Below are 22,604 nucleotides of genomic sequence, written 5' to 3' on the forward strand. Positions count from 1 at the left end.
AAAATACTACCCCGACAAATGATAAAAAATGGAGCACGTACTAATGAACTTGAAGCACTCATTAAAAAGTCTCAAAAAGATGGCAACATCATCATTAATCTAGTAATTAAAGTTTCGGTTTTAAGTTCTGCAATATCTTTAATGCTTAATTTTTGATACTTTTCAAATAAAGTGTTTCTTAAATGGTTTGAACTAAGCTCGCCAGCATAAGTAGTAATTAGCACGCTACCAATTGATGTAATCAACCAAAAACAATCATTAAAATAACAATAATAATTAGTTTGGTAATTGCCTGGGCTTGCGTATTTGAAGGGAATAAATTAACCTTGTTAAATAGCACTATGTAATAAGTTTGACTAGCTTCATTTGAGCTAGGAGCAATCAATGAAAGAAACTGACTAAGCAAAATTGGCAAAAACATCGTAATAACAACGTTAATTAAAATCAAAATAATACCTATTAAAAATAGAGTTTTTTACTTTTTTTGGCAAGAGTTTAAATACCTTTATCATAATAAACCTCCTTTGGTATTTATTTGATTTATTTTGCTTTTAGATAGCATAATTAACCTTATACATTAATAATTTTTAAATTATAACACTTTAAAATTAAAGATTCAATAATTCTAAATTTTAGAGCAGAAAGCAAAAAGTTACGCACCTTTTGCACGCAACTTAAAGCTAGCTATTTGTTAAATTTAGCTATAACAAATAAAATTCCACCAATGATTAATGAAGCTAGATACGAAACTAAAACAATAGTATTTTCAACACTTCAGGAATGACCTACAATCATTGGGAATAGGTAAATAACAATTAAGCTAATAAGCAAAATCATCACTAAATAATAGATGATTTTTTCATATCAAGGAATTGTAATTACCTTATTTTTGCGTTCTAAAATTAGCGCTGTGATGAAAGTGAGCACATATTGAACTAAAAATGAAATCGTTCCTATCTCGATAACTGAAAGGAAGAAGTTTTTAAGATTTAAAAACTCAGGAAGAGCCCAAAACACTATTAATGAAAAAATAGTAAGTCCAAGCGAAAAATAAATAGCATTGCGATATTCACCACGTGAATTAGTTTTGATTAAGAATTTAGGCAAATATCCATCTTCTGCAAGCGGAATTAATTGCCTTGAATTAACTAAGACAGTTGAAATTTTTGATGAAATTTGATTAAAAATAGTCCCAATTACAAAAATAACAAGTCCAGTAATTGATCAGGTTTTAAGGAAAATATTACTAAATTGCCCATTTAAAACGCTTGAGTTTATCCCTAAAAGTACTAAGTAAAATACCAAGTAAAACCCAACAATAAATCCGAAAGATAAAAAGAGCACTTTTTTAATTTTATTAGTTTGCGCATCCTTAGTCATTGCAGCAATACTTTCAAAACCACCAAAAGCATACATAAATGAAATTACTGAGCTTGAAATTAAATAAGCATATTCACTTTTAGGTTTATCAATTAACCCGCTAAAATTGGTTGAGTAACTTGGGTTTTTAAAAGCTAAATAAACTGACAGTAGAAGTGCTAAAAAGATAATGGTTCATTTAATAATTGCTGAAAGATAGATAACTTTTGTGCTTAATTTGAGGCCCAAATGTGGAAATAAACATAAGCAAAATATAAAATAAAAATGAAATTCCTCTAACAATTGAAATTACCATTTGATTATCAGTAACTACCGAAATTGCAGTAGCTAAAAATAATGGTCCAGCTGCTGAAAGAATTGGCCCTTGGCATAAATTGACTTCAACCAACTCAAAAAGCAAATAATTTCTTAGCTTTAGAATCCCCTATCTTTTGGCATAGTAATATGATCCGCCATATTCTTCGCTATATACTGCTGCTAATCTTGAAAAAACTAGAACAATTCCTAAGGTAATAAATGAAGTTAATAAAATAGTTAATAAACCTAGAGCTTTTAAATTAGTAATAGTCAAAATGGTGCTAACAAAACCAAATCCCACTATGAAGTTAATTGTGAAGAAAATGAAGTTTTTCTCACTGAAAGCTTTTATGCTTGATTGTGTGTTCATGGATATAATTTTAATGCAAAAAGTTTAAAAAAGAAATGAAAAGTAAGCTTTTTTGTTATTTTTGGTTTATAAACTTTTTTCACCTAGCTATTAAAAAGCCTAATTTTTATAAATGCTAATGCCTAAATAAGATATAAAAAAATCGTTTCTAAAACTTTTAATTTTACTTAAGAAAATGTCGATAATTTAAGTATGTTTTTTAGCAGTGGATTCAAAACTTTTTAAGAGCAAAATTGTTGGATAAAATGATTATCGATTTTTTACATTTTGGTAAAATTCAATCTATGAAAAATATGGTAAGACGTAATATTCATTTAGCAATTAAATGGATATTGATTAATTTTTGCGATATTCACTACCCTGCGCTTGAAAAATTTGTAGAAGAATATTGCGAAAATATCTATGATTGTGCCTCCCAGTTGAATAATTAATTATTCAATTTAAAATAAAGGAGGAAAATAATATGCAAAGTGTTAAAACAAACACAAAAAAGAATAATTATGTTATTGAATTAGTTGAAGTTACCAAAGAATTTGGTAATAAGACTGTTTTAGATGAAGTTAATTTAAACATTAATCGTGGAGAGTTTGTAACTCTTCTTGGACCTAGTGGTAGTGGTAAAACTACTATCTTAAGATTACTTGGTGGTTTTGAATGAGCTACCCGTGGTGAAATTAAATTTAATGGACTGGATATTAAAGATCTTGCTCCATACAAAAGAAACGTTTCTACAATTTTCAAGATTATGCCCTTTTCCCTCACTTAAATGTTGAAGGAAACATTATGTATGGACTTAAATTAAAAAGAGTTCCAAAAGATAAAGACAAAATTAGTCAAAAAACAATCGATAGATACCAAAAGAAACTTGTGCAATGAGAAGCTAAAGCAGCTGCTAAAATTTCTAAATTACAAGAAAAACAAGACCAATACGAAAAAGAGCTTGAAGCCTTAAATGAAGAGACAAAAGAATACAAAAAACGTCTTACTTGACTTGATGATTCAGATTTGAATATTCATATTGAGAAAATTATGTAAGCGAAAAATCAAAAGCTTTTGAAAACCGTCACTTTAAACGTAAATTAACTAACGAAGAAACACAAGAAGCTATTAACAAAATCATTGAAATTGTTGGTCTTAAAGGAAATGAAAAAAGAAGCATCAACGAACTTTCAGGAGGGATGAAGCAGCGTGTTGCTCTTGCTCGTAGCTTAGTTATTGAGCCTGAAATTTACTTTTAGACGAGCCGCTTAGTGCTCTTGATGCTAAAATCCGTAAAAAAATGCAAATTCTTCTTAGAACCGTGCAACAAGAACTTGGTCTTACATTTATTTTTGTTACTCACGACCAAAACGAAGCTTTAGAACTTTCAGATCGCATTGCTGTTATGCGTGATGGAAAAATTGAGCAATATGATACACCTAAAAACATTTATGATTTCCCAGTTAATATTTGAGTTGCTAAATTCATTGGTGATTCAAACATTTTTGATGCTAAATTCTTAGAAAATGGAAATGTAAAACTTCTTGGTAAAGAATTTAAAACAGTTCATGAAGGTGATGAATTTGCAAAAGGTCAAATTGTTGATGCATTAATTAGACCTGAAGATATCGATATTATTGCAGAGCCTAAATCAACTGAAGGAAAAATTAAAGGTACAGTTTCAGATATTTCATATCGTGGAAGCTACTACTATATTAAAGTAGATATTTCTGAAACTCAATCAATTTTCGTAGAAACTGCGAAAAAATTTGAAGAAGGTGAAACTGTATACTTAAGCTGAACAATCGATTCAATTCATTTAATGAAAAAAGACGCTAAGTGAGATTATTCTAACGATGCTTTCCAAAATTAAACAATTAAACTTTAATCGTCGTTTAGCTTTAGCCATTCCTTATTTTTTAATCGCAATTCTTTTAATTGTTTTGCCAATTATTTTAATTTTTACTAACGCTGTTGTTGGGCATGAAGAAGGGTTTGACAACTGAATTTTAGTAAAAGAATCAAACACTTGAAACATCATTGGACGGAGCTTAAAAATTGGAGTCATTTCTTCATTTTTATGTCTTATTATTGCTCTTCCATATTCATATTTTATTTCAACATCTAAATCTAAAATTTTCCGGATTTACGCACTTAGCTTAATTATTAGTCCAATGGCAATTTTCACTATTGCGAAAATTTACGCTATTAAAGGATTATTTTTAGCTATGGTAGCTGACCCTAAATCATTAAATGCTGAATGATTTATTATTTTAGGGCTTACTTTCTTAAATATCCCACTTATGGTTATGCCGCTTTATACAGTGTTTAAAGATATGCCTAAAAACATTGTTGAAGCTAGTTATGACCTTGGGTATAACTCATTCCAAACAATGTACAAAGTGATCATTCCATATGCAACTAAAGCAATTTTAAGTGGTATTGGTATGATTTTCCTAGCTAGTGCTACTACCTTTGTTATTAGTAAAAAATTACTTCCAGACGGGTCACAAAAACAATTAATAGGGGACTTAATTAACTCAAAAATTAACCCAGGTAATAAATTTGACTTAAGTTCAGGTAGTGCCTTAGTTGTTGTTGTTAGTGCTATTTTCATTGGAATTTACTCACTTACATTAATTGCTCCAAAAGTAATTTTCTTCTTCAAGAAAGGAGCACACTATGAGTAAAATTGTTGAAATTTTAAAAAGAAGCTACATTTACATCATTTTAACTTTAGTGTATGTACCTTTAATTTTTGGTTTTGTATTTTCATTTAACCAACAAACTAAAAAAGGTGAATTCAACACCACTTGAACAGTAGGGACTACTGATAACTGAGCTAATTTATTTAAAGATGGACGTGATTTAGCTCTTGTAAATACTATCTTACTTGCATTAATTGTTAGTTTTTTAGTTATTTCACTTTCACTTATCACTGTTTATGCACTTTATAGACAAAAAAATAAATTAGTGCGTTCTTCAGTTATTTCTAGTTCAAATATTCCATTAATTAACCCAGATAACATCACCGCTATTGGTCTTGTGCTTGTATTTGGAATTTTCTTTGGAATCATCTCAACAGATAGCGAAGGGTTTGGGAGATTAATTATTGGACATACAGTTATGGCTCTTCCATACGGAATTTCACTTATGCTACCTAGAAGTGAGAAATTTAATAACAACCTTTTTGAAGCAAGCCAAGATTTAGGGTATTCAAAAATTGCTTCATGATTTAAAACATATTTTATTTACATGATTCCTTCAATTATTATGGTTGCTATTGTAAGTACATTCTTAAGTTTTGACGATTTCATTATCGCTAGAACTGTATCAAATACATCAACACTTGGAACTAAACTTTATGAAGGTTCATTCCAAGCTTGAGGACTTGTTTTTGGTTCAATTGTGTTATTTATGACAATTATTGGAAACATTATTTATACAGTTGCTAAAAGCAAAAGTCAAAAATAATGTTTAATAAATTTAAAAAATATCGCAACATTTTAATAGCAACCACAACAGTAGCCGCAGTTACTGCTGGTGTTTCTGTTACTTTACACCAAAAACTCAAAAAACCTTTTTTACCTAGTTTTTACAACTTTAAAGCGTATATGTCAGAAGAAAACAAAGGGATTATTTCTAAAACTTTTGACTATAAGCAATTTTCAGAAATTAACGAATTTTACAATGCTATTTTAAATAATAAAGCAGCAGCTGGAATTGGAACCGACTTTTTAGCTACTCAATTAATTCGCAAACACTTAATTGCTAAAATTGATTATTCAGTGCTTTTTGATATGCCGATTCTTAAAGATAACTATGAACTTACCAAACAAATGGTGAAATTAACTTTAAGAAAAGACATTTGAGACCATCTTGAACAATACGATAAGTACTTAGAAAAAGATGAATTTGGAAGAGATTTAAATGCTCATTTATGAGAGTATTTCTATCCTTATTTTTCACAAGATGCAGTTCTTGCTTACAACACAAACAAAGTAACTCCAAGTGATAAAGAGCATCTAAATGAAGAAGGTGAAATTGATTTTGAATCATATCACAACGTTTATGGTGATGATTTATATCACATGGTAAATTTACTTAAAATAATTAGCGAAAATGGTTACAAAAACTGAATCATTACTGACGCAATAAGAGATAACCTTTTATATGGTTCATCATACTGACTAATTCCAGATGAAAAAAGACGTACTTCAGAGCATTTTACTGGTGAAGTTGAAAATAATACCTACTCACAACTTATTGATTCATTTATTTCCTTAATTAAAGATGGAACTGGATTTGATGTTAAAAACAGTGAGCACATTACTTTTGAAGGAGATGGGCTTCAAATTGTAAATAACTTAATTAACCACCAAAGACCTGATATTAATGCAGCTATTATGTATAATGGTGATGCTATAGACTCATATTATGGTGAAGATAACTTCCCTGGTGAGGTTGGAGAAGGTGAAATTAGAGTGGTTAAACCTAAATTTAATATTCTTTTAATTGATGGACTTGTTCTTTCGAGTAAAAACACCCAAAAACAAAACTTTGAGTATCTAAATGTATTTAAAAATTCATTTTATGATAAATTACCTTCAATTAAATCGCTTTATGAGCAATTTAAAGAACAAGGAATTAATATTTTTGATAGCTCAATCCTTCAAAAAACTTTTTATGAAAAAGCTTTATTAGATATTTGAAGCAACCTTAAAGCTTCAGAATTTGAGGAAATTTTCACCAATGAAGAAAGTCAAACTTTAGTAAACAAACTTAGCCAAATCCTTAGCTGAAGCAACTTAGATAATCAAGAAATTATTCAGCATTTTAAAGAGAGCAATCAGTTACATAAAGCCTTTTTAGATGGTGAAAGCTCTGAAGATGCTGATCTTGAAGATTGAACTACTTTTTATCCTCAAGTAATTCGAAAATACTTACAAGATAATGGTATTGATAGGTTGCTTGAACAAATTGTAAGTGTTCAAAACAAAGAAAAATCACTTCAATTATTTGATGATGCAATTAATGCTTCTCAAGATCAAGCATACAAACTTACTTTAAAATACTTATCAAAAGGATTTGAAGAAGATTTTGAAGACTTAGAAGAAGCTTTAAAAGAAAAAGAAGCTCTTTTAGCATATTTTGCTAGAAAAATTGCTTTAATCAACTTTGCAAATGAAACAATTGAAGCTAAAATTGCTGAAAAATATCTTTCTTTAGATAATTTTCACTTTATTAACTATAACCCTACTCAAGAAATTGATTATGACTTTGTGCTTAGAAATTACTTTGCAACACCAATTAACGGGTATGATGCTAAAGTTATTTCAATTTACGAAATTGTTGAAAGTAAAAACAATATTCATAAAGGTATCTTGCCAGTAGATGAAAAACTTCAAAGTTTAATTACAACTACATATTTCCAAAGAACTAAATCTTAGATAACTTAAAATGCTTTATGAAGCTTAATAACTAAACAAATAACCTTTGTTTTGGTGCTCTAAAAATTACCTTATTAATTATTAGCACTTATTAAATGAAGTGTTTTTAAAGTAAAGTTAAAAAACACTTGAAAAATAGTCACATTCATAAAGCAAATCCGCTGGTTCATCCTAAAAAATAGGATGAACTTTTATTTTATCTCGAACAAATTTTGCTTAAGCAATCCTGAGTTTCCAAGTTGAGCCTATTTTTTAGGCTCATTTTTTTATACATATATCAAAGATATATGAGCTAAAGAAAAAAATATTTTTTTACTTACATTACATACATAAAATGATATAATAAGAGCATGAGTTACAGTTTATGCAAGAAAAAACAAAATGGAAAATATTATTTAGTTTTAGCTATTTCTAAAGGTTTTAAAAAAGGTTATGGAAATCAGATTGGTCTAGGATACTGAGAAGATATCAAAGAAAAGTATGGATTATCTTCAATTGAAGATATGAAAGAAATAGCAAAAAAAGTAGATACATCTTTAGATAAAGCTGTTGCAAAAGAAGAATTTTTTAAATTATTAAAACCCACTTCTGTAAAAACAAGTATCCAAAATATTGGAGTTGATTTAATTTATAAAGTTATTAAAGAATTAAATTTATTTTCAGCATTACCAAAAAGTAAACATAAATCGTTAGAAGAGGTTTTGGAATTTTTCATAGCAACTAGAATTATCCTTCCAAGAAGCTATATGTCACAATATAAAAATAAAAGTGATTTTATAAATGATATTAATGTTAAAAAATCATCAATATATAACTATCTTGATGTTATTTTCGAAAATAAGAATTCTGTTTTAGTCAATTTATTTCAAAAAATAAATGAATTTACAAATCGTAACAATAAAGTTTTTCACTTCGATAACACAACAGTTTATTTTGAAAGCTTTACAAGAGAAGGAATAAGAAAAAACGGTTTTTCAAAAGACGGAAAACACAATGAAGATCAAGTAGTCATAGCAATGGCTGTAGACGAAAACGGAATACCAATACACTATAAAGTTTTCCCAGGTAACACGGCTGATGGTAAAACAATGTTATCCTTCGTTTTAGAACTTCAATCAATCTATAAAATAAAGGATATTACAATAGTTGCAGATCGTGGAATAAATAACAACGCAAACTTACGTTTCCTAGAACAAAAAGGAATTAAATATATATTCCAAAAAAGATTAGATACATTAAGTATTGGGATGAAAAAATTCATTCTTGAAGACAAACATTATGTTTTTAGAGATGAAATGTTTTGAAAAGAACAAATTGTTGAATCTGTTTGAAATAAAAATAGATTTAATGGTAAATACAGAAAATGATGTGTGTTTTTCAGTCCTGGGAAAAAGACTTTAGATAAATTAAAAAGAAATAATTTTATTGATAAATTGAATAAGAAAACTGTAAATGGAGAACTGCCACTTAGTTCTTTAGTTCCAGAATATAAAAAGAAATATATGGACATTGATGGCAAAACAGTGGGTAAATTAAATTGAGAGAAAATTAAGAAAAAAGAATCTGAAGATGGTTTTTACATTATTGAAACCAATATTCTAGATTTAACACCAGAAAAAGCTAATGAAATTTACAGAAAACAATGAAAAGTAGAAGAAAATTTCAGAACATTAAAATCTTCTTTACAAGTTAGACCTGTTTTTGTTCATAATGAACAGCATATACTTGCACATCTTTTATTATGTTTCATTGCTCTTGTTGTTTTAAAATACTGTCTTTATAAATTAAAGAAATATTATGAAATCAATGGAGAAATACAAAAAGTGACGTTAGATTTATTTGTGGATTCATTAAGAATGATGACTATAACAAAAAAAGAAGTAAATGGAAAAGTGGTACAAGAAATAATTAATGATTTGGATGAAAACCACAAAGAAAATATAAAAATTTATAAAGATTTCATCGCATGTATGAGTTAATTCTATGTGTGTAATTTTAAATGTAAAAAAACGAATACACCTTATTTATAGCTGTATTCGTTTTTTATAGTGTCTCAACTTGGAAACTCAGGAAAAATAGTCACATTCATAAAGCAAATCCGCTGGTTCATCCTAAAAAATAGGATGAACTTTTATTTTATCTCGAACAAATTTTGCTTAAGCAATCCTGAGTTTCCAAGTTGAGCCTATTTTTTAGGCTCATTTTTTTATACATATATCAAAGATATATGACCTAAAGAAAAAAATGTTTTTTTACTTACATTACATACATAAAATGATATAATAAGAGCATGAGTTACAGTTTATGCAAGAAAAAACAAAATGGAAAATATTATTTAGTTTTAGCTATTTCTAAAGGTTTTAAAAAAGGTTATGGAAATCAGATTGGTCTAGGATACTGAGAAGATATCAAAGAAAAGTATGGATTATCTTCAATTGAAGATATGAAAGAAATAGCAAAAAAAGTAGATACATCTTTAGATAAAGCTGTTGCAAAAGAAGAATTTTTTAAATTATTAAAACCCACTTCTGTAAAAACAAGTATCCAAAATATTGGAGTTGATTTAATTTATAAAGTTATTAAAGAATTAAATTTATTTTCAGCATTACCAAAAAGTAAACATAAATCGTTAGAAGAGGTTTTGGAATTTTTCATAGCAACTAGAATTATCCTTCCAAGAAGCTATATGTCACAATATAAAAATAAAAGTGATTTTATAAATGATATTAATGTTAAAAAATCATCAATATATAACTATCTTGATGTTATTTTCGAAAATAAGAATTCTGTTTTAGTCAATTTATTTCAAAAAATAAATGAATTTACAAATCGTAACAATAAAGTTTTTCACTTCGATAACACAACAGTTTATTTTGAAAGCTTTACAAGAGAAGGAATAAGAAAAAACGGTTTTTCAAAAGACGGAAAACACAATGAAGATCAAGTAGTCATAGCAATGGCTGTAGATGAAAACGGAATACCAATACACTATAAAGTTTTTCCAGGTAAAACAGCTGATGGTAAAACAATGTTATCCTTCGTTTTAGAACTTCAATCAATCTATAAAATAAAGGATATTACAATAGTTGCAGATCGTGGAATAAATAACAACGCAAACTTACGTTTCCTAGAACAAAAAGGAATTAAATATATATTTCAAAAAAGATTAGATACATTAAGTATTGGGATGAAAAAATTCATTCTTGAAGACAAATATTATGTTTTTAGAGATGAAATGTTTTGAAAAGAACAAATTGTTGAATCTATTTGAAATAAAAATAGATTTAACGGTAAATACAGAAAATGATGTGTGTTTTTCAGTCCTGGAAAAAATACTTTAGATAAATTAAGAAGAAATAATTTTATTGATAAATTGAATAAGAAAACTGTAAATGGAGAACTACCACTTAGTTCTTTAGTTCCAGAATATAAAAAGAAATACATGGACATTGATGGCAAAACAGTGGGTAAATTAAATTGAGAGAAAATTAAGAAAAAAGAATCTGAAGATGGTTTTTACATTATTGAAACCAATATTCTAGATTTAACACCAGAAAAAGCTAATGAAATTTACAGAAAACAATGAAAAGTAGAAGAAAATTTCAGAACATTAAAATCTTCTTTACAAGTTAGACCTGTTTTTGTTCATAATGAACAGCATATACTTGCGCATCTTTTGTTATGTTTCATTGCTCTTGTTGTTTTAAAATACTGTCTTTACAAATTAAAGAAATATTATGAAATCAATGGAGAAGTACAAAAAGTGACGTTAGATTTATTTGTGGATTCATTAAGAATGATGACTATAACAAAAAAAGAAGTAAATGGAAAAGTGGTACAAGAAATAATTAATGATTTGGATGAAAACCATAAAGAAAATATAAAAATTTATAAAGATTTTATCGCATGTATGAGTTAATTCTATGTGTGTAATTTTAAATATAAAAAACGAATACACCTTATTTATAGATGTATTCGTTTTTTATAGTGTATCAACTTGGAAACTCAGGAAGTGTTTTTAAAGTAAAGTTAAAAAACACTTGAAAAATAGTCACATTCATAAAGCAAATCCGCTGGTTCATCCTAAAAAATAGGATGAACTTTTATTTTATCTCGAACAAATTTTGCTTAAGCAATTATTGCAAAAAGCACTATTTTTCTTTATAATTCTTATTATGAATCAGAAAAAAGCACATAAGATAGGTTTCTTTGCCTCGCTTGCAATTAGTGTTTCAAGTGTTATTGGGATTGGGATCTTCTTTAAAAACATTAGTATTTTTAAAAATCAAGCAATTGAAAATTCAAACGATTTTAGTTTGTATAGTTTTTTAGTTGTTTGAATTTTAGGCGCGCTAATTTCGCTTTTAACTGCTTATTGTTTTCTGCAAGTGTCTAAATCAGGTCATTCTAAAAGTGGTTTATCCGGTTGAATTGCTAATTTATCCACTCCAAAGCAAGGGTATATTGCAAAGCTTTATCAATCATTTTTATACTATGGACTTTTAAGCACAATTTTACCTATTTTTTCAACTGAAATGATTTTTAATGCAATTGCTTCAATTAAAGGAATTAATGTAACTAGCATCCATTTTGGTTATGTTGTATTAACTAGTTTATTTGTTGCGATTTTCTTAATTGGGCTTAATTTTTTGAAATTAAAAGCTTCGGTGCGATTGCAACAATTTTCATTTTTCTTCAAAATAATTCCTTTAATTATTGCAATTATCATAGCGTTTATTGGTAGTCATAACTCACCAAATGTAGATACGGGAACTTTAAACGATGGAGCAAATGGAGTTGCAAGCACCAAGCAGTTTAGTTTTAGTGGACTTGCGCTTTCGCTTCCAATAGTGCTTTTTGCTTTTGATGCTTTTTTAATGATTGGAAATCTTGCTGATGATATGAAAAAACCCAAGCAAATTCCAATTGTATCTATTTTAACTATTATAATTTCAGGTGTTATTTACTTTTTTATTTCACTCGGAGTTGCTTTAACTGGTTATGCAAACGTAGTTGATATTTTTAAAAGTATTTTTAAGGATCCTTCGCAAAAAGACACCAAACAAGTAATTGAAATCATTATTTACTTTATGCTTGGTTTTAGTGGCTTTTTTGTATGTAATTCAATCTATTTAGGAACATTAAGGGGTTTTCAAGCTCTTGTAGAAGAAAGAAGCGTTATTGGACATAAATTCTTTACTAAGCTTGAGTTAACAAAGCAAGGACTTGGCGGATTTAGTTTATATTTGATTGTTTTTGCTATTTATTTTGCGTTTCTAACTGTTCCCTCAGTTGTTTTAAATTCAGATTCATTAATTGATACTTTTTCAAATATACCAATTAACATTTTCTTTTTAGTTTATGCTTACACAATCTTTTTGGCGCTAAAAAGAAATATCCAAACCAAAGAACCAGCTATTAGATTTTTCAAAACAATTTCAGTGCTTTGCATCATTAGCATTGTTGTTATAATGGGATTTGATATAATTTATCGTGATATTTATCTCGCTTTTATTGTTGGTGGTAAAAGTAATAGCGGACTTTTTTATAGCTCTAGTTCATGAAAATACATTTATGATGGAATTTCATATTGAGGATTTTTATTAATTACATCTTCTTTTGTGTTTCTCAATTACAAATTTAATTACCATAAGGTTCATTTAACTCCACAATCATAAAACACATTTTGAAAGAAACTATAACAATTTTTAACATTTAATCCTGAGTTTCCAAGTTGAGCCTATTTTTTAGGCTCATTTTTTTATACATATATCAAAGATATATGAGCTAAAGAAAAAAATATTTTTTTACTTACATTACATACATAAAATGATATAATAAGAGCATGAGTTACAGTTTATGCAAGAAAAAACAAAATGGAAAATATTATTTAGTTTTAGCTATTTCTAAAGGTTTTAAAAAAGGTTATGGAAATCAGATTGGTCTAGGATACTGAGAAGATATCAAAGAAAAGTATGGATTATCTTCAATTGAAGATATGAAAGAAATAGCAAAAAAAGTAGATACATCTTTAGATAAAGCTGTTGCAAAAGAAGAATTTTTTAAATTATTAAAACCCACTTCTGTAAAAACAAGTATCCAAAATATTGGAGTTGATTTAATTTATAAAGTTATTAAAGAATTAAATTTATTTTCAGCATTACCAAAAAGTAAACATAAATCGTTAGAAGAGGTTTTGGAATTTTTCATAGCAACTAGAATTATCCTTCCAAGAAGCTATATGTCACAATATAAAAATAAAAGTGATTTTATAAATGATATTAATGTTAAAAAATCATCAATATATAACTATCTTGATGTTATTTTCGAAAATAAGAATTCTGTTTTAGTCAATTTATTTCAAAAAATAAATGAATTTACAAATCGTAACAATAAAGTTTTTCACTTCGATAACACAACAGTTTATTTTGAAAGCTTTACAAGAGAAGGAATAAGAAAAAACGGTTTTTCAAAAGACGGAAAACACAATGAAGATCAAGTAGTCATAGCAATGGCTGTAGATGAAAACGGAATACCAATACACTATAAAGTTTTTCCAGGTAACACAGCTGATGGTAAAACAATGTTATCCTTCGTTTTAGAACTTCAATCAATCTATAAAATAAAGGATATTACAATAGTTGCAGATCGTGGAATAAATAACAACGCAAACTTACGTTTCCTAGAACAAAAAGGAATTAAATATATATTTCAAAAAAGATTAGATACATTAAGTATTGGGATGAAAAAATTCATTCTTGAAGACAAACATTATGTTTTTAGAGATGAAATGTTTTGAAAAGAACAAATTGTTGAATCTATTTGAAATAAAAATAGATTTAACGGTAAATACAGAAAATGATGTGTGTTTTTCAGTCCTGGAAAAAAGACTTTAGATAAATTAAGAAGAAATAATTTTATTGATAAATTGAATAAGAAAACTGTAAATGGAGAACTACCACTTAGTTCTTTAGTTCCAGAATATAAAAAGAAATACATGGACATTGATGGCAAAACAGTGGGTAAATTAAATTGAGAGAAAATTAAGAAAAAAGAATCTGAAGATGGTTTTTACATTATTGAAACCAATATTCTAGATTTAACACCAGAAAAAGCTAATGAAATTTACAGAAAACAATGAAAAGTAGAAGAAAATTTCAGAACATTAAAATCTTCTTTACAAGTTAGACCTGTTTTTGTTCATAATGAACAGCATATACTTGCGCATCTTTTGTTATGTTTCATTGCTCTTGTTGTTTTAAAATACTGTCTTTACAAATTAAAGAAATATTATGAAATCAATGGAGAAGTACAAAAAGTGACGTTAGATTTATTTGTGGATTCATTAAGAATGATGACTATAACAAAAAAAGAAGTAAATGGAAAAGTGGAACAAGAAATAATTAATGATTTGGATGAAAACCATAAAGAAAATATAAAAATTTATAAAGATTTTATCGCATGTATGAGTTAATTCTATGTGTGTAATTTTAAATATAAAAAACGAATACACCTTATTTATAGATGTATTCGTTTTTTATAGTGTATCAACTTGGAAACTCAGGACTTTTTTATAGCTCTAGTTCATGAAAATACATTTATGATGGAATTTCATATTGAGGATTTTTATTAATTACATCTTCTTTTGTGTTTCTCAATTACAAATTTAATTACCATAAGGTTCATTTAACTCCACAATCATAAAACACATTTTGAAAGAAACTATAACAATTTTTAACATTTAATAGAGCATTTTAAACATTTTTTTGACAGTTTAGCAAAAGTATCAAAAAGAGTGTTGAAAAAGTTGTATTATTTTAATATAAAAAAATTTGTAGGAGAAAAAATGGTGGTGAAATGAACCCTTCAAAGGGCTATAATTGAGGTTTCTCTTTTGGAAGAAAAACAAGATAATTTAAGAAAACAAATTAGTTCTTTTGTTATCCCTGTTCCTTTCAATTCAAAAGATACTCCAAATCCAGTTATGAGAAAAAAACAAAAGAAAGTGCTTGATCAATTTTTAGTTGTCTCACGCAATATTCTTGAAATTAAAAAAGCAATTAACAAAGCAAATCAAAAACACGGAATCATTGATATGATTCAACAAAATAAAATTTTGCGCGACAATTCTAATTTCTTAAGATTTGTACTAAGATCAGAAAAGATAAATGTAGAACATATGGGGATTATTTCTTATCAAACACTTATTCAGGAAGAAATTGAAAAAGTTCTTCGTGATAATGATGAGAAAATCGCAAATAACACTAAAGCAATTGAATTGAAAAATTCAAAAGTTAATATCACAATTAACATTAAATAGATTATTTTAGTCGTTATGGCTATTTTCTGAATGTTCCAATTTTTAATATCACTTATTACGTTTACAGTTTATTTATAAGACTATACAACGACTGATTTTACAATTTACATTTAACACTTTATAAACTGCATAATATTCGTTTTTAGTAGGAAAATAGCAAAAACTGCATTTGCGGAGTTATATTTAGGCTTTTGATAACTAAAACAACACCTTAATAAGGTGTTGTTTTTATTTACATATTTGATAATACTGGGTTAATTTATCAATGAAATATTTATCATTAATAGGAATTTGTTCTTTTGATAAAGCTCAAGTCACAATAAAGAAGTAAGCAATGAATTTTTGATTAATGTAAACTTGTTTTTGATCTGATTTTAAGTTGTAAAAGTTTAAAAATGCTTCTTCTTGCTCATCAGATAAATCAGTAGCCGCTACAAAAAGAGCTAAATCAAAAAGTCTATTCCCCATTGAAGCATACTCTCAATCTACAAAATAGAGTTTTTCATCCGTTTTTAGAATATTTGAAAAATATAAATCATTATGAATTGGATAATTATTTTGATTATCACTAGCAAAAATTTGCTTTACAAGATTAAAAGAATTAGTAATTAACTTACTACTTCTACCTCATTTTTCAATAAAACTCAGGAATGATTCAAGTCTTTTTATCATAAAGTTATCTTGAAATTTTACTGAGGAAGAGTGCAAATGTTTTAAGTTAGCAGCTATTTTCTCTAAATTTTCATTTGTAGGAGCAAACTTTTGATTTTCAATAAATTCTCAATAGACAAATTTATCATCTTGTTTAATGAATTTTGGTACAAAATCAAATTGATTAAGTAATTTGTAATCAATGTTATGATTAAATCCGTTTAGGATTTTTTCTTGGCAGAAAATTTCGCCGTCTTTATAAGAAATATTGGTATATCCTTTTTTTATTAATTCCATCTTTAATCCTTAAAATTTACTAATGCTTGTTTCTAAATATTCAAGTGCAGGTTTTACTATTTTAAAATGTTTTAAGTATTTAAGCTTAAAGAAAAACTTGATAAATACTTGTGTAGTTGATAGATTTTGAACCATCAAAAAAGTATCTTCATCTGATTTGAATTCAAAAATATTAATATTTTTTTGAAAGTTAACAACTTGCTTGAGACTAATGTAGGTTCTTTTATCAAATCCTAAAAGTTCATTTCTTAAAATAATTAATTTTTTCATATATTTATTTATATGACTTTCAAATTTAATGCCTTTTATAAGATGTTTAATTGGCAGCTTTCTATATTTAAATAAAAATGTATAGCCAACGTTTTTATTTGTCATAACGATAAATTTAAGCAATTGCTGCAATTGTTCAAATTGAAGAGTGTGAGAAATTTCTTTTCGATTTAAAAATTTCAAACTATCTAAAATAAAGAAATCTACTCCGTTATATAAATTAATATTTCGAATGAATTTATCAGTTTCTGAGTTTAAATGCACTATTTTATAGTCAAAAACGTCTAATTTCATTCTGCAAATTTGTGTTCAAGTGTCATTATTTTCAACTAATCCAAAGTCAATTCTTTGAGTAATTTTAATTTTTGAAATAATGTCAATTAACTTTTTAGCAAGGTCGCTTTTTTCTTTATTTTTAACTATTTTATATGAAGATTGAATTAAGTTTGTAATTACAAATTCGTTTATTTCAAAGGTTTTTTTGTACTTATTAATAACATTAATAAATTGATTAGTTAAATTCTTTTCATCATTGTCATTTTCCAAGTTAATTGTCTTAGTTAAATAATTATTATTTGAAATGCTAAAGGTATTGGTGTTAAAAAACACCTTTCCTTTTTGTTCTGGGCTATCTTCATCTTTAATTTCAATATTGAAGTTGTAAAATACTTTACTAAGTGAAACTACATTGCTATAATCAATTGTCAAAGCAACTTCTACACCTATTTTTTTGAGCAATTGGCATAATTTTTTAATATTACTAATCTTAATTTCAACAAAATATTTATCAGAATTATCCCCAAAAAATACTTCATTTAAAAGTGAAAATAAATCGGGAATAACCACTTTTACTTTTATGTAATCAATACTTTTTATATATTCATATAGTGAAGAAAGATATTGATTGAATTCTTCTAAAGAAGTGTTACTAACGGTGTTAGAATCCATTGAAATTAGATAAATTGCATCTTTAGAATTTCTTAAAATCTTTGCAGAAAACTTATTAAAAAGACTCATTTTTGCTCCTAGTTAATATCTTGCAAAGTTTTTGATAAGAAAACTTTCAAAGATTTCATTATTTTGATCAGTAAATGTTTTTAAGTGCTTATCTAATATATCTAAATCCTTAAGTATTTTTTTAATTTCAATAATTGAGTATTTATTTAAAAATGCGAAAGCTTTTTTAACTCTATATTCATGAACGTTAAGTTCTTTACTAATTTGAGCAGCACTTAAATTTAGCTTCTTTAAATTATAAACTTGGTGCGCCAAAATGAAAATAGAAGATATTTGTGCAATAACTAAAGGTAAAACATCTCCTTCTTTCATTTTTTCACGATATTTACTATAGATGAACTTAAAGTTTTTAGTTTCAATTGCATTTGAGATGCCAAAAGGATCATTTAAAATGTAATCTGAAACACTTTTATCAATGAAATTACGTGAAATAACTCCTTTAAATGAAATTAATTTATCACATTCTTGCATAATAATGTTTAAATCATCAGGCATTTTACTTAAAAAATAAGCTACATCTTCTCTGTTAATTTTTACCTTATTTTCATTTAAATATGTATAAACTTGTGATGTTAAATCTTTTTGTGCGATCTTTTCACACTTTATTTGCTTTGTATTTGAAAGTAGAAAATCACTAAAAAGGTTTTTAGTAATTTTATCTGATCTATGAACAAAAACAATTTGATTAATATCTTCATTAGATAAAGCACTAATTAAACTTTGAAATTTTTGCTCATCTTTTTTATTGATTTTTTCACTTAAACCATTAAAATTTTCAACAATTATTAATCTAGCAGGTGAAAAGAGAGATTTAAATGAAATAGTTTCAGTAAGTTCTGAAACATCTACATTTTCTTCGAATTTAATAATGTCATTTTCACTAAATTTTTCTTTTATTTCATTGACATTTTGCTTTATTAAAAAACTTTCAGTCCCATATATTAAAAACATATTTTAATTATATAAAATTGTTTTAACTTTTTTAGTTTTAAAAAGAAAGCATTGATAAGCAAAAGTTAAGAGAGCAAGCAGAATTTGGTTAATTCAATTTATTTCTATTTTTCATACAATTGTGAAAAACAGCAGATTATTAACAATAAGTTTTAAAGAATTTGCAATGAAAAACGCCAGGGGTCATATTGGTCAAAAAATAAATAGTGAAATGATGAAAAACTCATAAAATAGGTTAAAAAAGAGTGAATATAAAAAGGAAAATACATTAAATTGAGAGCTAAAAAATACAACTAATAAAATTGATAGGATTCATATTTTAAAATACTCAAAAATAATAGATTTTTTTAGCTGCGGCTTTTGCATTCCGTAAAGTGAAAAACAAAGAAGATACGATAATCAAAATCCATTATTTAAAACTTGAGTTGGGTTGATAAAAGAAGTAATTAAGAAAGTAAAAAAGAGAATTTTAAATTTATTTATTTGCTCTTTTTCTGGTGTTATTAGTTTATAAATTCAATAAATCAAAAGAAATATAAATGCTCTGTTTGAAGATGGTGATTTATTGATAATAAGATAATAAAGCATCATTAAAGTTATAGAAATAATGCTTTTAGGATCGATCTTTCTAAAGATTTTATTTAAAGAGTTGAAAATAATATTAAAGTGAAGTCCACTAATTACAACTAGATGAATAATCCCTAATTTCTTTACATCGAAGATAAAATTATTTTTCTTTTGAGATATAAATCCAAAGACAATTGGAAAAACTATTTCTTCATATACATCACTTTTAGATATGTAAAAATTGTAAATTTTGAATTTTCAATTCCACAAGTTATTTTCTTGGATTTGATCAAATTTTATTTGATAATAAATTGCCTTAGCTCATAAATTCATATCTTTTGTTTTAAAAAGCGTTCCACTAACATCGTAATGACTAAGTAATTTAAGATCATTTTTTTCAATAAAAAACTTTCTTCCATATCAGTTTTGTAAAACACTTCCTTTTGAATAAAAAGAAATGCATTCTAAGTTCGAATTTACCGTATTTTTAGAACTAAAAAACGTTAGTCAGATTCCAAATCCTAATATAAAAATAGCTCAAATAACAATTATTATTCAAGTTTTGCTTAGTTTTTCTTTATTTAAAATAAAAGTTAATATAACTGAAAGAATGCCACTGAAAATAAATAAAAGATTAAAGGTAAACACAAATAAGCAAAAACTACAAAGTGCATAAAAAAGCAATAAATACACTATTCCAGGATTAAGAAACTTTTTAATTTTTCAATTGTTTTTAAACCAATTCCTTGTATTTGCAAAATTTCATTTCATGATGATACAACCTCGTGTTTTAATCTGTAATTAAAAATCGTAGTAGCGTATTTTTTAGATATATCTGCAATTTGTAAGTCTGCAATGCTTTTAATATCACTTCATCTAAGCTTGTAATTGCGAAACGGAACATATATTTCTGTATTTTGTGGTGCAAACTTTTTAAGATCAAAATTATCAATATTAGAATTTTCAGTTATTCCTGCTTTAAAAAACAATTCTTGATAACTTTGTGGTTTGTCAAAGTACAAAACTCCTTTATTTAAAACTGCTCCAGAGATAATGTAGCGATAGTGACTAGTGTCTTTTTGCTTTATATTCGGAGTATTAATTCATTTTGGTATGAAGCAAATGATTAAAAAGGCAATTATTAAAATTGCAATGAAAATTAAAATTTTGTAATTTAACTTTTTCTTCATCTGCAATTAATATAAAAAAATAGTGCAAAAGAACTCAAAATGAACTTTCACACTATTTTTTAAAACGTTCTAGAGAATCATTAAAAATATCATCAATTTCTTCTTCATCTGCTAAGTCTTCATCGAACGAATATTCATTATAACTATAATATTGCTTATTTTGATTTTGCTCTCAAAAAGCAATTTCATATAAACCACCATTATTGTGTACTGAATAGTAAATACCTTCGCTATCAAGTAAATTTTCTAAGCTAGTTTTTAATGCTCCAGTACCTTTACCAGTTATAAAATGAATTTTTTGAACTTTTTCAAGCTTAAATTCATAAATAACATTAGAAACTACTTTAATTAAGTCTTCAACTTCTAAGCCATGTAGATCAATAACTTTCATTAAACAACCTCAATTCCAGCATTTTTCATTAATTCTAAGGCGTTATTATGCATTTTTTCTCGATTGTGAGTTGGAGAATCAAATGTATCTACAAGATCGCTATAAACAATGATTTTGATATCATCACCAAGTTTATTAAAAAATGTTTTAAGGGTTAAGCAAAATTGTAAAATGCAAATATCAGTGCAGCAACCAACTACTTCAATAGCATCATATTTTTGTAATTTTTTGACTGGAAAATCTCAAAAACCATTAGTAGTAGTTTTATAAACAATATTTTGTTCTAAAACAAATTCTTGAAGCTGATTGTCAATTTCACTTTCGTAAGTTCCTTTTAAGCAGTGAATTGGATAAACTTGCATTTCTAAATCATATTCAGAATGGGCATCACAAACAAAGAAAATGTCTTTATTATCTGGTTTTTTGGCAAGAAAATTAGCAATTTTCGGTGTTAAATTTTCGATGTTTGGATCATATAAAGCACCCTGATGGGTAAAACCATTAATCATATCAATTACTATCGTTGCCTTTTTAATCATTTTGTTCCTTTTGACAATTTGGACAGTAACTAGTTCCTCTTCCGTTTGGTTTAAAATCTAATTTCACCTTGATAATAGCAGTCTTTTTGCATCTTGAGCAAAGCTGATCTGCTTTTCCATATACTTTAAGCAACTCTTGATATGAACCGCTTGTCCCATTAACTGAAGCATAAGTTCTAACGCTACTTCCACCCAATTTTAAGGAAGTGTCCATAATTTCATGAGCATTAGTAAGCAACTCTTTTAACTTCTCAAGTGAGATAGTGTTGCATTTTTGCATTGGATAAATTTTTGAAGCAAAAAGAGCTTCATCAGCATAAATATTACCAATTCCAAGCACTAGGCTTTGATCGAGCAAGATTGACTTGATGCTTTTATTACGTTTTTGAAGTTTTCTATGCAATTCTTCAACATCTACTTCTCCTGGTAATTTAGCTAAATTTTTAATTTCTTCAAGCGGTCTTTGATCTTCTTTTGGAATAATTTCAAATGATCCAAACATTCTTGTGTCGTTGTAAGCAAGAACTGAATTATCATCTAAGAAAAAGTAAATATAATCATGCTTGTAGTATCGATTTTCAATCACTTTTAAATCTCGAACGTAGTATTTCCCTTCCATTCTTAAATGCGAAATCATTCTTGAATTATCATCAAAAGAAAATACAATAAACTTACCAATATTGTCAATATTGGTAATTTTTTTACCTGTAAGAAACTTCTTAAATTCTTCTTCAGTAGCGTTTTTAATAAATTTATCTTTAACTACTTCTACTTTAATAATTTTTTTATTTTCAATAAGATTTTGTAGTGATTTTCTCACTACTGTAACTTCTGGAAATTCTGGCATAGAATAAATTATAATAAAATGTTTATAAACTAAAATTTATTTTCTTTTTTATTCATTTTATTGGTATAGTTTATAATTTTTTAAGAGG

The 22,604-nt window shown here is 26.7% G+C and carries 19 protein-coding genes and 2 pseudogenes; 10 read left to right on the top strand and 11 right to left on the bottom strand.

Annotation, left to right across the window (positions count from 1 at the left end; genetic code table 4):
* From EXC51_RS00005 to EXC51_RS00015, 3 genes and pseudogenes are all read right to left on the bottom strand, one after another.
* Positions 1–245: pseudogene (locus tag EXC51_RS00005) on the bottom strand (ABC transporter ATP-binding protein); the annotation flags it as partial.
* Between the two features lie 439 nt (positions 246–684).
* Positions 685–1,608: an amino acid permease gene (locus EXC51_RS00010; RefSeq protein WP_165001799.1), complete on the bottom strand. Its 924-nt coding sequence runs from the start codon at positions 1,606–1,608 to the stop codon at positions 685–687.
* Between the two features lie 196 nt (positions 1,609–1,804).
* Complete coding sequence (locus EXC51_RS00015) at positions 1,805–2,047, bottom strand: hypothetical protein (RefSeq protein ID WP_129619945.1); 243 nt, start codon at positions 2,045–2,047, stop codon at positions 1,805–1,807.
* Between the two features lie 463 nt (positions 2,048–2,510).
* Between EXC51_RS00015 and EXC51_RS04330 the strand changes: the two are divergent.
* The 10 genes and pseudogenes from EXC51_RS04330 (at position 2,511) to EXC51_RS00065 (ending at position 15,796) form a co-directional block, all read left to right on the top strand.
* Positions 2,511–3,899, top strand: a pseudogene (locus EXC51_RS04330) (ABC transporter ATP-binding protein).
* Positions 3,883–4,716, top strand: a complete 834-nt coding sequence (locus tag EXC51_RS00025; RefSeq protein WP_129619946.1) for an ABC transporter permease — start codon at positions 3,883–3,885, stop codon at positions 4,714–4,716. Before EXC51_RS04330 ends, EXC51_RS00025 begins: the two are co-directional and overlap by 17 nt.
* A complete protein-coding gene (locus EXC51_RS00030) occupies positions 4,709–5,500 on the top strand; it encodes an ABC transporter permease (RefSeq protein ID WP_129619947.1) in 792 nt (263 codons plus the stop codon). Before EXC51_RS00025 ends, EXC51_RS00030 begins: the two co-directional genes overlap by 8 nt.
* Positions 5,500–7,476 (top strand): hypothetical protein, encoded by a 1,977-nt coding sequence (locus EXC51_RS00035; protein WP_129619948.1) that lies wholly within the window; start codon positions 5,500–5,502, stop codon positions 7,474–7,476. Before EXC51_RS00030 ends, EXC51_RS00035 begins: the two co-directional genes overlap by 1 nt.
* A gap of 350 nt (positions 7,477–7,826) precedes the next feature.
* Positions 7,827–9,455, top strand: coding sequence for an IS1634 family transposase (locus EXC51_RS00040; protein WP_129619949.1), 1,629 nt, complete (start codon positions 7,827–7,829; stop codon positions 9,453–9,455).
* Positions 9,456–9,766: 311 nt separating this feature from the next.
* Positions 9,767–11,395: an IS1634 family transposase gene (locus EXC51_RS00045; protein WP_129619950.1), complete on the top strand. Its 1,629-nt coding sequence runs from the start codon at positions 9,767–9,769 to the stop codon at positions 11,393–11,395.
* A gap of 256 nt (positions 11,396–11,651) precedes the next feature.
* Complete coding sequence (locus EXC51_RS00050) at positions 11,652–13,154, top strand: amino acid permease (RefSeq protein ID WP_129619951.1); 1,503 nt, start codon at positions 11,652–11,654, stop codon at positions 13,152–13,154.
* A gap of 167 nt (positions 13,155–13,321) precedes the next feature.
* Complete coding sequence (locus tag EXC51_RS00055) at positions 13,322–14,950, top strand: IS1634 family transposase (RefSeq protein WP_129619952.1); 1,629 nt, start codon at positions 13,322–13,324, stop codon at positions 14,948–14,950.
* A 50-nt stretch (positions 14,951–15,000) separates the two neighbouring features.
* Positions 15,001–15,180 (top strand): hypothetical protein, encoded by a 180-nt coding sequence (locus EXC51_RS00060; RefSeq protein ID WP_129619953.1) that lies wholly within the window; start codon positions 15,001–15,003, stop codon positions 15,178–15,180.
* A 142-nt stretch (positions 15,181–15,322) separates the two neighbouring features.
* Complete coding sequence (locus tag EXC51_RS00065; protein WP_129619954.1) at positions 15,323–15,796, top strand: hypothetical protein; 474 nt, start codon at positions 15,323–15,325, stop codon at positions 15,794–15,796.
* A 228-nt stretch (positions 15,797–16,024) separates the two neighbouring features.
* Here the strand turns inward: EXC51_RS00065 and EXC51_RS00070 are convergent, their stop codons facing one another.
* From EXC51_RS00070 to mutM, 8 genes are all read right to left on the bottom strand, one after another.
* Positions 16,025–16,744, bottom strand: coding sequence for a phosphotransferase family protein (locus tag EXC51_RS00070; protein WP_129619955.1), 720 nt, complete (start codon positions 16,742–16,744; stop codon positions 16,025–16,027).
* Between the two features lie 9 nt (positions 16,745–16,753).
* Positions 16,754–18,031, bottom strand: coding sequence for a hypothetical protein (locus EXC51_RS00075; protein ID WP_129619956.1), 1,278 nt, complete (start codon positions 18,029–18,031; stop codon positions 16,754–16,756).
* A 12-nt stretch (positions 18,032–18,043) separates the two neighbouring features.
* The gene (holA, locus tag EXC51_RS00080; protein WP_129619957.1) at positions 18,044–18,982 is read right to left on the bottom strand and encodes a DNA polymerase III subunit delta; all 939 of its coding nucleotides are present in this window, start codon (positions 18,980–18,982) and stop codon (positions 18,044–18,046) included.
* A 3-nt stretch (positions 18,983–18,985) separates the two neighbouring features.
* Positions 18,986–19,882, bottom strand: coding sequence for a ComEC/Rec2 family competence protein (locus EXC51_RS00085; RefSeq protein ID WP_165001800.1), 897 nt, complete (start codon positions 19,880–19,882; stop codon positions 18,986–18,988).
* Between the two features lie 359 nt (positions 19,883–20,241).
* Entirely contained in the window at positions 20,242–20,739 is a 498-nt protein-coding gene (locus tag EXC51_RS00090; RefSeq protein WP_129619959.1) for an MAG0490 family ComEA-like DNA-binding protein, read from the bottom strand.
* Positions 20,740–20,791: 52 nt separating this feature from the next.
* Positions 20,792–21,130: a Smr/MutS family protein gene (locus EXC51_RS00095; RefSeq protein WP_129619960.1), complete on the bottom strand. Its 339-nt coding sequence runs from the start codon at positions 21,128–21,130 to the stop codon at positions 20,792–20,794.
* Complete coding sequence (locus EXC51_RS00100) at positions 21,130–21,669, bottom strand: cysteine hydrolase family protein (RefSeq protein WP_129619961.1); 540 nt, start codon at positions 21,667–21,669, stop codon at positions 21,130–21,132. Before EXC51_RS00100 ends, EXC51_RS00095 begins: the two co-directional genes overlap by 1 nt.
* The gene (gene mutM, locus EXC51_RS00105; protein WP_129619962.1) at positions 21,662–22,516 is read right to left on the bottom strand and encodes a DNA-formamidopyrimidine glycosylase; all 855 of its coding nucleotides are present in this window, start codon (positions 22,514–22,516) and stop codon (positions 21,662–21,664) included. The genes EXC51_RS00100 and mutM overlap by 8 nt, the downstream gene beginning before the upstream one ends.
* Between the last annotated feature and the right edge of the window lie 88 nt (positions 22,517–22,604).

Source organism: Mycoplasmopsis gallinacea, from assembly GCF_900660495.1.
Classification (GTDB): Bacteria; Bacillota_I; Bacilli_A; order Mycoplasmatales; family Metamycoplasmataceae; genus Mycoplasmopsis; species Mycoplasmopsis gallinacea.